The 12,601-nt window shown below is 50.0% G+C and carries 15 protein-coding genes; 10 read left to right on the forward strand and 5 right to left on the reverse strand.

Annotated elements, in window-relative coordinates; all coding sequences use genetic code 11:
* From FDX03_RS23265 to FDX03_RS10590, 3 genes are all read left to right on the forward strand, one after another.
* Positions 1-257 (forward strand): hypothetical protein (locus FDX03_RS23265; protein WP_249357036.1); only part of this gene is annotated, 257 nt, incomplete at its 5' end.
* Positions 254-535 carry a heavy metal-associated domain-containing protein gene (locus tag FDX03_RS10585; protein WP_048211334.1) on the forward strand — a complete coding sequence of 94 codons (282 nt, stop codon included), beginning with the start codon at positions 254-256 and terminating at the stop codon, positions 533-535. The genes FDX03_RS23265 and FDX03_RS10585, both read left to right, overlap by 4 nt.
* A gap of 207 nt (positions 536-742) precedes the next feature.
* Positions 743-1,408: a YecA family protein gene (locus tag FDX03_RS10590; RefSeq protein ID WP_115601825.1), complete on the forward strand. Its 666-nt coding sequence runs from the start codon at positions 743-745 to the stop codon at positions 1,406-1,408.
* Positions 1,409-1,434: 26 nt separating this feature from the next.
* On the opposite strand, the gene tyrP is transcribed toward FDX03_RS10590, so the two are convergent.
* On the reverse strand, positions 1,435-2,646 hold the full coding sequence (gene tyrP / locus FDX03_RS10595) for a tyrosine transporter TyrP (RefSeq protein ID WP_115601826.1): 1,212 nt from the start codon (positions 2,644-2,646) through the stop codon (positions 1,435-1,437).
* A 234-nt stretch (positions 2,647-2,880) separates the two neighbouring features.
* Here tyrP and FDX03_RS10600 point away from each other — a divergent pair, with 234 nt between their 5' ends.
* Positions 2,881-3,120, forward strand: a complete 240-nt coding sequence (locus FDX03_RS10600; protein ID WP_048211337.1) for a YecH family metal-binding protein — start codon at positions 2,881-2,883, stop codon at positions 3,118-3,120.
* A gap of 45 nt (positions 3,121-3,165) precedes the next feature.
* Here the strand turns inward: FDX03_RS10600 and ftnA are convergent, their stop codons facing one another.
* Positions 3,166-3,663: a non-heme ferritin gene (ftnA, locus tag FDX03_RS10605; protein WP_005127719.1), complete on the reverse strand. Its 498-nt coding sequence runs from the start codon at positions 3,661-3,663 to the stop codon at positions 3,166-3,168.
* 192 nt (positions 3,664-3,855) lie between these two features.
* Positions 3,856-4,191, reverse strand: coding sequence for a YecR family lipoprotein (yecR, locus tag FDX03_RS10610; RefSeq protein ID WP_048211338.1), 336 nt, complete (start codon positions 4,189-4,191; stop codon positions 3,856-3,858).
* A gap of 269 nt (positions 4,192-4,460) precedes the next feature.
* On the opposite strand from yecR, the gene FDX03_RS10615 reads away from it, so the two are divergent.
* Positions 4,461-5,099, forward strand: a complete 639-nt coding sequence (locus tag FDX03_RS10615; protein WP_061068094.1) for an RpiB/LacA/LacB family sugar-phosphate isomerase — start codon at positions 4,461-4,463, stop codon at positions 5,097-5,099.
* Positions 5,100-5,132: 33 nt separating this feature from the next.
* Here the strand turns inward: FDX03_RS10615 and FDX03_RS10620 are convergent, their stop codons facing one another.
* Positions 5,133-6,554, reverse strand: coding sequence for an MFS transporter (locus tag FDX03_RS10620; RefSeq protein WP_137345906.1), 1,422 nt, complete (start codon positions 6,552-6,554; stop codon positions 5,133-5,135).
* 131 nt (positions 6,555-6,685) lie between these two features.
* Here FDX03_RS10620 and FDX03_RS10625 point away from each other — a divergent pair, with 131 nt between their 5' ends.
* Complete coding sequence (locus FDX03_RS10625; RefSeq protein ID WP_005127709.1) at positions 6,686-6,937, forward strand: DUF2766 family protein; 252 nt, start codon at positions 6,686-6,688, stop codon at positions 6,935-6,937.
* An 80-nt stretch (positions 6,938-7,017) separates the two neighbouring features.
* Here the strand turns inward: FDX03_RS10625 and FDX03_RS10630 are convergent, their stop codons facing one another.
* Positions 7,018-7,521 carry a non-heme ferritin-like protein gene (locus FDX03_RS10630; RefSeq protein ID WP_048211340.1) on the reverse strand — a complete coding sequence of 168 codons (504 nt, stop codon included), beginning with the start codon at positions 7,519-7,521 and terminating at the stop codon, positions 7,018-7,020.
* A 546-nt stretch (positions 7,522-8,067) separates the two neighbouring features.
* On the opposite strand from FDX03_RS10630, the gene FDX03_RS10635 reads away from it, so the two are divergent.
* From FDX03_RS10635 to araH, 4 genes are all read left to right on the forward strand, one after another.
* Positions 8,068-8,625 (forward strand): DJ-1/PfpI family protein, encoded by a 558-nt coding sequence (locus FDX03_RS10635; RefSeq protein WP_048211341.1) that lies wholly within the window; start codon positions 8,068-8,070, stop codon positions 8,623-8,625.
* Positions 8,626-8,943: 318 nt separating this feature from the next.
* Positions 8,944-9,933 carry an arabinose ABC transporter substrate-binding protein gene (locus tag FDX03_RS10640; RefSeq protein ID WP_005127705.1) on the forward strand — a complete coding sequence of 330 codons (990 nt, stop codon included), beginning with the start codon at positions 8,944-8,946 and terminating at the stop codon, positions 9,931-9,933.
* Between the two features lie 105 nt (positions 9,934-10,038).
* Positions 10,039-11,553, forward strand: coding sequence for an arabinose ABC transporter ATP-binding protein AraG (araG, locus tag FDX03_RS10645; protein WP_121584761.1), 1,515 nt, complete (start codon positions 10,039-10,041; stop codon positions 11,551-11,553).
* A gap of 14 nt (positions 11,554-11,567) precedes the next feature.
* Positions 11,568-12,554: an arabinose ABC transporter permease AraH gene (gene araH / locus FDX03_RS10650; RefSeq protein ID WP_048211343.1), complete on the forward strand. Its 987-nt coding sequence runs from the start codon at positions 11,568-11,570 to the stop codon at positions 12,552-12,554.
* Positions 12,555-12,601: the final 47 nt, after the last annotated feature.

The following is a 12,601-nucleotide window of genomic DNA, read 5'->3' on the forward strand; positions in this document are numbered from 1 at the left end:
ATCTGCTGTTTGGTATTTCGGCGGCGAGCTTTGCCGTGTTCACTCAGTTTGAGTTTCTGCGCGTTCCTCTGATGTTGCTGTCCTTAGGGCTATTATTACGCGTTTTCTGGCGACTCTACTTTTCTAAAAAGCTATGGTGTTCCGGATGGCTGTCCCTGAAGCAAGCGCGCGTTCTTTACTGGTGTGCGTTGGCGCTGATTCTGCCCGTGTTGTTTTACCCCACGATCGTGGCCTGGTTTTATGAGGTGTTTGAGTGAAGATTATTACGTTAATCGCATGTTTGCTGTTGCCATTGTGGACTCAGGCTGCCAATCAGAAAGTGGTGCTGGATATCCAAAATATGACCTGCTCGTTATGTGTCATTTCGGTCAATCAGGCGTTACGTGAAACTGATGGGGTGATTAAAGCCAAATCTTCGCTCAAGACCCGGCAGGCAGAGGCTATCGTCCCGGAGGGATTTTCTACCGATACGCTACTTAACGCGGTGGCGAAAACGGGATATACCGCAACGTTGAACCGTATTGAGCCACAATAAACCACCTTCGGGTGGTTTTGTTCTGTTTTCCGCGTATGATGCCCGGCGGCTGATGCTCCCTTTTGTGCGTTAACTACCGGAATTCCCCTCGTTTCCTGTTAACCTGAATTGGCGGTACCTGTAAGCCGCTCATGCCCATTTGGATCTGCTATACCACCAGCCATGTAAGATAATCACAGGCAAGAATTTTTACTAAGGAAAAGCGTTATGAAAACGGGACCACTAAACGAGAGCGAGCTGGAATGGCTGGATGATGTGCTGACTAAGTACAATACGGACAAGTCTATTCTGGATGTGTCAGAGCTGGATGGCTTACTGACGGCGGTGCTCAGTTCACCGTATGAGATCGAGCCGGAGCAGTGGCTGGTCGCTATCTGGGGCGGTGCACAGTATGTTCCGCGCTGGTCCTCCGAAAAAGAAATGGCGCGTTTTATGAATCTGGCGTTCCAGCATATGGCGGATACGGCCGATCGTCTGGATGAGTTCCCGGAGCAGTTTGAACCGCTGTTCGGCCTGCGTGAAATTGAAGAGCATGAGCTGACTATCGTTGAAGAGTGGTGCTTTGGTTATATGCGCGGCGTTGCACTGTCAGACTGGTCCGCGTTACCGGACACGTTAAAACCAGCACTTGAGGCTATTGCGCTGCACGGTACGGAAGAGAACTTTGCGGTGGTTGAGAAATTGACACCTGAAGCGTTTGAAGAGAGCGTCGATGCCATCCGCCTGGCTGCGCTGGACCTGCATGCTTACTGGATGGCGCATCCTCAGGAAACGCCAGTCAAAGTACCGGTGAAAGTGGATGCCAAAGTAGGGCGCAATGACCCTTGTCCCTGTGGCAGCGGCAAGAAATATAAGCAGTGCTGTTTGCATTAACAGAAAGGGGCGAAAGCCCCTTTGTTTTAACCCACTTCTGGTAGTAATCCTGCTGCAATAGAAAACTGTACTGCTATCACCACAATGCCGCACAAAAATACCAGTGCCAGCGCCGGAGCACCGCCGGCTACGCGGTAGTTTGCCTGTGGATTGTGCTTTCTGCTCCGCCAGGCCAGCATGGAGGGGATCAACAGAGCCAAAACGGCCAGAGCAACGCCTGCATATCCCAGCGCCATGACAAAACCTCGCGGATAGAAAAGAGCAAATGCCAGCGGTGGCAGGAACGTCACGACGCCAGTTTGCATTCTGCCGGCCACACTATTACGGCGTTGAAAGAGATCTGCCAGATAATCAAATAACCCCAGTGCGACACCGAGGAAAGAGGTTGCCAGTGCGAGGTCGGCAAACAGATGCACAGCCAGTTCGACGTGCGGCGAAGCCACGACTTCACGTAATGCCTGTAACAAACCGTTTAAGCCAGCGTGATTGGCTAAAAGTCCCATAAATGTTGACGAGTTAATGCTACCGAGCGTGGCCAGTTGCCAGAAAATATAGGCTACTAACGGGATGGCGCTACCGCTGATAAACACCCAGCGCAGTTTACGGATGTTGCCGTTCATATAGCTGACGATGCTGGGCACGCTACCGTGAAAACCAAATGAGGTAAAAATAACCGGGATCGCGGAAAGCGCCAGGCCTTGTTGAAGCGGCAGGGTAAGCAAGTTCACCTTATGAATATGCGGCATCAACAGCGCGAGCATTACCACCAGGAAGATGATTTTGGCGCTGAACAACAGACGATTGAATAAATCAACCAGTGAAGTCCCGACGCATACCACGCCACCGGCAACAAAGGTGAACAGCAATACGCCTGTGGTGGGCGAGATGCTGGTTCCGGTCCAGTCGCTGATGCTGGAGGCCAGCAGCTCGCCTGCACCACTGATGTAGGCGGCGGTCAGGGCATACATCAAGAACATCATGCTAAAGCCCGTTACCCACTGCCCGTATCGACCCAGATAGCGTTTTGCCAGTGTGCCAAGCCCGGTGTCTGCCGGTACATGCTGGTACACTTCAAGTAGCAACAGCGCGGTGTAGCACATCAGGGCCCATAACCCAACCAACAACACCAGCGTGACGCTAAACCCCACGCCTGCCGCCGCCAGCGGCATTGCCAACATACCGGCACCAATCGTGGTTCCCGCCACGATAAAAATACTACCCAGGGTTCTGTTTTTCACGCTTTCCTCTGTCCCAGAGATAATCAACGGTTATATCTGCGGCGCAGGTTAAGGCATAACGCTATTTTCGTCAAATCACCGTTACAAATGCTGTATATTAATGTTTACAGATGTTTGGGGCTTAAGATGTATTAAAAATGATATTTATCTGCTCTCTGCCCGCATAAACCTGCGTTAGCGCAAAGCAGCGTTGTACGGTTCACATTAGGCTACGGGCTTTATTGAGGAGGTAGTATGGAATCTATTCACGGTCACGAGGTGCTCAACATGATGATTGAATCTGGTGAGCAGTATTCACATGCCAGCCTTGAGGCGGCAATTACCGCGCGTTTTGGTGAGCAGGCACGTTTTCACACCTGTTCAGCAGAAAGCATGACGGCGGGTGAGCTGGTCGCGTTTTTAGCGGCGAAGGGGAAGTTTATTGCCAAAGAAGACGGCTTCTCTACGCATGAAAGCAAGATCTGCCGTCACTAAGATTCTCGAATAACGGTGGCAAACAGCCACCGTTACCCAACAACATTAATTCTGTGTATCAAGGGTTGCCAGTTCTTTATCGATGAAATAAAGACCTTCGCCACTTTTACCGGCCAGCGATAACTTATCGATGACAGATTTAAATAACTTCTCTTCTTCGTGCTGCTCAGCAACATACCATTGCAGGAAATTAAAGGTCGGATAATCCTGGTGGGTCATTGCCGCATGCGCCAGTTCATTAATTTTCTGCGTGATCAATTGTTCGTGCTCATAGGTTACACGGAACAGCTCATCCAGGGACGCATATTCTGCAAACGGTGAAGAAACAGTATTAATACGCGGCAAGCTGCCGGTATCCGTCAGGTAATCGAACAGACGCTGCATGTGCGTCATTTCTTCCTGGGCGTGGCGACGCAGAAACGCGGCGGCACCTTCGAAGCTGTGATAGCTGCACCACGCACTCATCTGTTGGTAGAGCAGGGATGAATATAATTCAAGATTCATTTGCTCATTCAGTTTGTCGATCATTTCTGTTTTCAGCATGGTTCTGCTCCACGAACGTTATTATATATTGACGTGGCGCCACTATAATTTGTTATTTAATTATTTGCAAAAGGTAAAATAATAAATTTATTTATTAAAAATGCGAATGGGAATAAAACGCATTAACGCTATTAAATTGATGATATAAATAAAAATAGAATAGATGACCAGCAGATGTGCTGGTCGGAATGATTAATAATGGAAAGTGGAAGTTTGTGGTACGGCAACACCGTGACACTGCCAGGACAGCGTGATTTTGGTATTCAAACACAGAGAACCCGCATAAACGCTGCAGGTCGCAACCGGCTGGCCAAATCCGACTGCACTGGCATAACCCATGCGCTGACATGCTTTTGTCGCCGTTCCCTGAGCAACATAATCGTCTGTACGTGCTGTTTGTAGCATGGCCTGGTTGTAAGTCAGACGAACCACGCCGGTAATGCTGCTGGCTTCGCTGACCTGAGCCTGTCTGGTGATGGTACATCCCGTCAGCATGAGCGGTAAGAGGGCAAGAATAAAGGTCTTCATGAAATCGCTCTGAAAAATCGGTGATACGCTATCCTGACATACATCACGGCTAATCAATGGCCTGAATAGCCAGAAGATCACCTGTGATTAATCGCAACGACCCCCTGTTTATGAGTCAATTCTGAAGGCTGGCGTAAAAACCGTGAGCATCTCGATATTTTATGAAACTTAATTTCATAAAATTTGAAAGCTGATTTGCTAAATAGTAATGTGGCTGAAATGTCATGACTTACGGCGGGCCCCCCGCGACGCATTCAGGAGAATACACAATGAAAATTGCATTGATGATGGAAAACAGCCAGGCAAGCAAAAACGCGATCATTCACCATGAGCTTAAGTCTGTCGCGGATGAAAAGGGTTTTCCGGTGTTCAACGTCGGGATGAGCGACGAAAATGATCACCATCTGACTTACATCCATTTAGGGATTATGGCCAGCATTCTGCTCAATTCAAAAGCGGTTGATTTCGTTGTCACGGGCTGCGGTACGGGTCAGGGGGCCATGATGTCACTGAATATTCACCCGGGCGTGGTGTGTGGCTACTGCCTTGATCCCGCGGATGCGTTCCTGTTTGCGCAGATCAACAACGGTAATGCGCTCTCGCTGGCCTTTGCGAAAGGGTTTGGCTGGGGGGCTGAACTGAACGTCCGGTATATGTTTGAAAAAGCGTTTACCGGTCGTAATGGTGAAGGTTATCCGCCGGAGCGGAAAGACCCGCAGGTGCGTAATGCGGGGATTTTAAACCAGGTGAAAGCGGCAGTAGTAAAAGAAAATTATCTTGATACCCTGCGCGCTATCGATCCTGAACTGGTGAAAACCGCCGTTTCAGGCCCACGTTTCCAGCAGTGTTTCTTTGAAAACTGCCAGGATAAAGCGATTGAAGCCTTTGTCCGTGAAGTTATTGGCTAAACCCGGTTGGCCCGATGGCGCGAACTATCGGGCTTATCGACGCTTATTTGACACTGCGCTTCCCGCATCGCGGGTAAGGCGCAGGGTATCAACCATTCCTATCAGGCAAATCATGGCGATAGCGACGAATGCCAGCCGGAAACTGATGCCGGGTATCGCACCCAGTGACAACCATTCACTCACTTGATCCCCGATACGGATCCCGATAGCCGCCAACGAAATCCCTAATCCAACAGCCAGTTGCGTCGCTGTACTAAACAGCGTATTGGCATAGCTCATCTGCGATGCAGGAACATCCGCAAATGCCAACGTGCTGACACCGGTAAACTGAATTGAGCGAAAAACGCCGCCCAGATACAGCACCAGTAATATTACCCATACGGGAGTTTGCGGCGTGATCAGCGCACACGCCAATAGCGCCAGCACATTAAGCGCACCGTTTATCAACAGCAGATTTTTAAAGCCTAACCAGCGTATTAACGGCGTAGTAGCGGGTTTAATCGTTAGGTTGCCAACAAACACGGCCAACACCAGCGAACCGGCATGGAAAGCATTCATACCAAACCCAACCTGAAACATCAGTGGCAACAGAAAGGGTACCGCGCTGATAGAGGCACGAAACAGCGAGCCTCCGTACATCGTGACACGAAATGTAGGCACGCGCATGGCATCCAGACGAATCATCGGCCATGCGGATTGGCGAAAATGATGCAGGGCAAACAGGAACGTGGCTATTCCAAGTGCCAGAAGTCCCGCGGTTAACCAGCCCTGCGGCTGTTGGGTTCCCAGCAGTTCCATCGCATATACCAGACTGACCATCGCGACCGATGTGGCAATAAAACCGGGAAAATCGAACGGGCGTCGCTCGTCATCATGAATATCCGGGATAAAACGCAGCGCCAGCGCAATCGCCAGCAACCCCAGCGGCACATTAATGAAGAAGATCCAGCGCCAGTTGGCGTAACTGGTAATAAATCCGCCCAGGGGGGGGCCAATTATTGGGGCCACTAAGGCAGGCCAGGTCAGGGTGGCGATTGCGGTGATTAACTGGTGTTTAGGCGTGGTACGCAGAACGGCGAGGCGGCCGACCGGCACCATCAGTGCCCCCCCGACACCCTGTAAAATGCGCATTGCCACAAAGCCTTCAATGCTGGTGGCGAGTCCACATAAGACTGAGGCGAAGGTAAAGATCGCCAGTGCCAGGGTAAATACTTTTCGGGCACCAAAACGATCGGCAATCCAGCCACTGGCAGGGATGAGAACCGCCAGCGTGATCAGATAAGCACTGATGCCGATGTTCAGATCAACGGCCTGCACGCCGAAACTTTTTGCCATATCGGGTAGGGCCGTCGCAATCACCGTGCCATCGATGAACTCCATAAAGAAGGCCCCGGCGACCAGTAGTGCAGCCGGAGAAAGACCCCGCTTATTCTCAACCGCTAAATGTTCACTCATGTTGTGCTTGCCATCTCAAACGAAATTAACTGGGTCTGTTTTTTTATTTTCAGCGCGGTTGTACTGCTTGCACCGCTACCGTTTCGAGCGCTGAATAGGTACTATGACGACCTTTCTATAAGGAGCTCACTATGTCCCAAACACTGAATGCCGATCAGGAACTGCTCTCGGACGTTGTTGCCTGCCAGTTGGTTATCAAGCAAATTCTGGATGTTATTGATGTTATTGCCCCGGTAGAAGTTCGGGAAAAAATGTCCAGTCAACTGAAAAGCATCGACTTTTCCAGCCATCCCGCGGGCGCTGATCCCGTTACGATGCGCGCAATTCAAAAAGCGGTTGCGTTGATCGAGCTGAAATTCACTCCGCAGAATGAGTCTCACTAAAATAAACCGTTGTTTCAGGTTTTAGAAAGGTTTTTTTACGCCTCTCAGAACGGGAGGCGCAGATTTGTCGCGATCGGACTTCAGTGATGTTGGTAGTTTACGACGTTTAGCAAATGCTTATCCGTTTGCGCCATACACAGCCCAGCACGTTTAGCGCTACGAACTTCATCAAGAATCGTTTGTAGCAGCACGCCATCCTGCTGCTGTTCTTTTTCCAGATCATGAAGAAAATCAACGGTTGGTGCGTCGTTCAACGCTTCTGCTTCATCCGTCAGACGTGACAGCGTACGAGAACGCTGCTGATAATCTTCCAGCGTTTTCTGAAACAGCTCTTCAAGGGACGTTAGGTCATCACCGGGAACATCGATGGCTTTGACGATGGGGTTAGCCCCTGCGTTTTTCATAAAATTAAACATACGCATCATTTGCGTCACGTTACCCTGCGCCTGAGTGCGCAGAAACGTCGCGGTGCCTGTCAGGCTGTGTTCGTAGCACCATTCACTGAGGTGAAGGTAGAGATTCGATGCGTAAAACTCAAGGTTCATTTGCGTGTTGAGTTTGTGCACAATTCCAACTGCAGCCATATCAATATCCTTATTTCCAGAAAAGAGAAGTACGTCACCAACGCCAGTACAACGGGCTGCCGTTGCACTTCACATCTACGTACGAGTAATACTGTTAGCAGAATAAATCCGTTCCGCCGGTCCTTTAGATGATCGCGAATTATATCCGCTTCCGATCGTGAATCAGCATAGCGCGTGCCTGGTATCAAGAAAATCCTTAAAACCACCTATTTATGTTTTTTTACATATTGGCATAACAATATGCTTAGCCATGCCGTTTGTGTATATAAGAAATATGAATATAATTATCTGATTTATAATGTATTTATGTAAAATAAAGAAAGTGAAATGATGTTTCAAGTCTCAAAATTAAATTTCAGGCCGCGGTATTCTATGACGTCTGGTGATTATCACCGCTGGTTTTGATGCGAACTTCCCGGTGAAGTGATGTGTCTGGAAATTATCTGCAACCTAATTTCTTGCGCCAGATCAGTTTTAATAAATTTAACGGAATGAATTATTCGGCATTTGTTGTTGGATATCGGTGGATAAATCGAGGAGTTGTATATGAAGAAGGTGGCGGTGTTGCTGGCACCCGGTTTTGAAGAGGCTGAAGCTATTGTTACTATTGATATTCTACGTCGCCTGCAAATTGAGGTTGAGACGCTGGCCTGCGCTGAGTCTCGTGCGGTGGTGAGCTATCATGACGTGCCGATGGTGACCGACAGTACGCTGGAGGCCCGTCGGGATGCCTTCTACGACGCGATCGTGTTGCCAGGGGGACCACAGGGTAGCGTAAATCTTGCCGCCAGCGCTGCAGTCGTCCAGTTTGTCGCTCGTCATGACGATGCAGGAAAACTGATTTGCCCGGTTTGTTCGGCAGCCGCGCGGGTGCTGGCGGGTAATGGGTTGCTGAAAGGACGGCGCTACGTGTGTTCAGGTGAGCTGTGGCAAACCATCACCGACGGCGAGTATGTCGATGCGCCTGTTGTTGAAGATGGCAATCTTATCAGTGGCAAAGGGCTGGGCCATATTTTTGATTTTGCGTTTACGCTTTCTGCGCGTCTGTTAGAAGACGATATCCCTGTTCGCGATCACGCTGACCATATTTATTACCCCTGGTAATCATTGGACTCCCGGATGTTTCGATATTCGGGAACAAGGATTCACTGGCTGATGTTATGGATTAATCTGCTATTTCTCATTTTCCCTATTCTGAAAATTGAGTTTTTTTATGTCATTTCCCGCTGAATTTATGTACGCAACTACTGTAATTCCAGGGTGTGATGCCGCTCTCTTATGGAGAATCAATTTCCCGCTAAAAATACTCTCAGCACTGGCATTGATCTTATCAATAAAAGGTAATGCCTTGTTTTACGTCCGGATTACAAAAAATCGTTTGATTTTACCCTACATAAAAGAACGTTAAAGCTGGAGTTAACCATGCACAAATTCACTAAAGCGCTGGCGGCCATTGGTCTGGCTGCCATTATGTCACAATCCGCTATCGCTGAATCCATGAAGCTCGGTTTCCTGGTCAAACAACCGGAAGAGCCCTGGTTCCAGACAGAGTGGAAGTTTGCTGATAAAGCCGGTAAAGACCTTGGGTTTGAGGTGATTAAAATTGCCGTTCCAGACGGCGAGAAAACCCTGAATGCTATCGACAGCCTGGCGGCAAGCGGGGCAAAAGGATTTGTAATTTGTACGCCGGACCCAAAACTTGGGCCTGCTATTATGGCAAAGGCGCGTGGCTATGACATGAAAGTCATCGCGGTTGACGATCAGTTCGCCAATGCGAAAGGTAAGCCGATGGATACTGTGCCATTGGTGATGATGGCAGCAACCAAAATTGGTGAACGCCAGGGCCAGGAACTGTACAAAGAAATGCAGAAACGTGGCTGGGATGTGAAATCTTCCGCTGTAATGGCAATTACCGCAAACGAACTGGATACCGCGCGCCGTCGTACATCGGGTTCGATGGAAGCGCTTAAAGCTGCAGGCTTCCCGGAAAAACAGATCTACCAGGTCCCAACTAAATCGAATGATATCCCGGGCGCATTCGACGCCGCAAACTCCATGCTGGTGCAACATCCTGAAGTTAAACACTGGCTGATTGTCGGTATGAACGACAACACTGTGCTGGGTGGCGTGCGTGCTACCGAAGGGCAGGGGTTTAAAGCTGCAAACGTGATTGGCATCGGTATTAACGGTGTTGATGCAATTAGCGAACTCTCCAAAGCGGAAGCCACCGGATTCTACGGTTCACTGCTGCCTAGCCCGGACGTTCACGGTTATAAATCCAGTGAAATGCTCTACAACTGGGTCACCAAAGGCGCAGAACCGCCAGTGTTTACTGAAGTTACCGATGTGGTGTTGATTACTCGCGACAACTTCAAAGAAGAACTGGCGAAAAAAGGCTTAGGCGGCAAATAACTCAACTGCCGTAAAACGATCTTATCCGGCCTACAAATAACGCCCTTCGTAGGCCGGATAAGGCTACGCCGCCATCAGGCAACCGTTTAGATCCACGGAGACGTTATGCAACAGTCTACCCCGTATCTCTCATTTCGCGGCATCGGTAAAACCTTCCCTGGCGTAAAAGCGCTGACGGATATTAGTTTCGACTGCTATGCCGGTCAGGTGCATGCACTGATGGGTGAAAATGGCGCCGGGAAATCAACATTATTAAAAATTCTCAGCGGTAACTACGCGCCAACCACGGGATCTATAGCGATCCGCGGACAGGAGGTTTCGTTTGCGGACACAACCACTGCGCTGAATGCCGGTGTCGCCATTATTTACCAGGAATTGCATCTGGTGCCGGAAATGACCGTCGCCGAGAACATCTATTTAGGCCAGCTTCCGCATAAGGGTGGGATTGTGAACCGCTCGTTGTTGAACTACGAGGCGGGGCTGCAGTTAAAGCATCTGGGAATGGATATCGATCCTGATATTCCGTTGAAGTATCTCTCCATCGGTCAGTGGCAAATGGTGGAGATTGCTAAGGCGCTGGCGCGTAATGCCAAGATTATCGCTTTTGATGAACCCACCAGCTCTCTTTCCGCCAGGGAGATTGACAATCTGTTTCGCGTAATTCGTGAGCTACGCAATGAGGGCCGCATCATTCTGTACGTTTCGCACCGCATGGAGGAGATTTTCGCCCTCAGCGATGCCATAACGGTGTTTAAGGATGGCCAGTACGTCAAAACGTTTACGGATATGCAGCAGGTTGATCACGACGCACTGGTACAGGCGATGGTGGGGCGTGATCTTGGGGACATCTATGGCTGGAAAGCCAGACCTTATGGCGCGGAGCGTCTGCGTCTGCATGAGGTAAAAGCGCCAGGCGTGCGCACTCCGATCAGCTTATCGGTGCGTAGCGGCGAAATCGTCGGACTGTTCGGCCTGGTTGGTGCCGGACGTAGCGAATTAATGAAAGGTCTGTTTGGCGGGACGCGTATCACACAGGGCCAGGTGTTTATTGACGCACAGGCGATAGATATCCGCAAACCCAGTCACGCCATTGAAGCTGGCATGATGCTGTGTCCGGAGGATCGCAAAGCCGAAGGGATCATCCCGGTCCATTCGGTACGCAACAACATCAATATTAGTGCGCGCCGTAAACATGTTACAGGGGGATGTCTGATCAACAACGGCTGGGAAGAGACCAATGCTGACCATCATATCCGTTCACTCAACATTAAAACGCCGGGTGCAGAGCAACTGATCATGAACCTCTCTGGCGGTAATCAGCAAAAGGCCATTCTGGGGCGTTGGTTATCGGAAGAGATGAAAGTGATTTTGCTGGATGAGCCCACCCGTGGCATTGATGTTGGAGCGAAACATGAAATTTATAACGTGATTTATGCCCTGGCTGCGCGCGGTGTTGCCGTGCTGTTTGCCTCCAGTGACCTGCCGGAAGTTCTTGGTGTCGCCGACCGCATTGTGGTGATGAGAGAAGGTGAGATCGCAGGTGAATTACTTCATGAACAGGCGGATGAACGCCAGGCGTTGAGCCTTGCTATGCCTAAAGTCAGCCAGGCAGTCGCCTGAATAAGGAGAATATGATGTCTTCCGTTTCTACATCGGGTTCAGGCGCTGCGAAGTCGGCGCTAAATCTTGGCCGAATTTGGGATCAGTACGGGATGCTGGTGGTGTTTGCCGTGTTGTTCCTGGTTTGCGCTATTTTTGTGCCAAACTTTGCGACGTTCATCAACATGAAGGGGTTGGGACTGGCGGTATCTATGTCGGGTATGGTTGCGTGCGGGATGTTATTTTGCCTGGCATCCGGCGATTTTGACCTCTCGGTAGCGTCCGTTATTGCCTGCGCAGGGGTGACGACGGCAGTGGTCATTAATATGACCGAAAGCCTGTGGATTGGCGTGGCGGCAGGGTTGTTGCTCGGCGTTCTGTGCGGTCTGGTGAATGGTTTCGTGATTGCACGCTTAAAAATTAACGCGTTGATCACGACGCTCGCCACCATGCAAATTGTTCGCGGTCTGGCCTACATTATCTCCGACGGTAAAGCTGTGGGAATCGAAGACGAGCGCTTCTTTACGCTTGGCTATGCCAACTGGTTAGGACTGCCGGCACCGATCTGGTTAACCGTGGGCTGTTTTATTATTTTTGGCCTGCTGTTGAATAAAACCACGTTTGGTCGTAATACGCTGGCGATTGGGGGCAATGAGGAAGCGGCTCGTCTGGCTGGGGTGCCGGTCGTTCGCACTAAGATTATTATCTTTATTCTCTCCGGTCTGGTGTCCGCCGTGGCGGGGATTATCCTGGCATCACGTATGACCAGCGGCCAGCCAATGACCTCTATCGGCTATGAGCTGATCGTGATTTCTGCCTGTGTGTTAGGGGGCGTTTCGCTCAAAGGCGGTATCGGAAAAATCTCATATGTCGTCGCAGGGGTGTTGATTCTGGGGACGGTCGAGAACGCGATGAACCTGCTGAATATCTCTCCATTCGCACAGTATGTGGTACGAGGTTTGATCCTGCTGGCGGCGGTGATCTTCGACCGCTACAAACAAAAAGCTAAGCGTACTGTTTGATGATTTAAATCCCAACTTTTTAGTCTAGCTTCCGCCAATCGCCAGCC

The sequence above is a fragment of the Citrobacter sp. wls827 genome, assembly GCF_005280875.1.
In the GTDB taxonomy this organism is placed as follows: Bacteria; Pseudomonadota; Gammaproteobacteria; order Enterobacterales; family Enterobacteriaceae; genus Citrobacter; species Citrobacter youngae.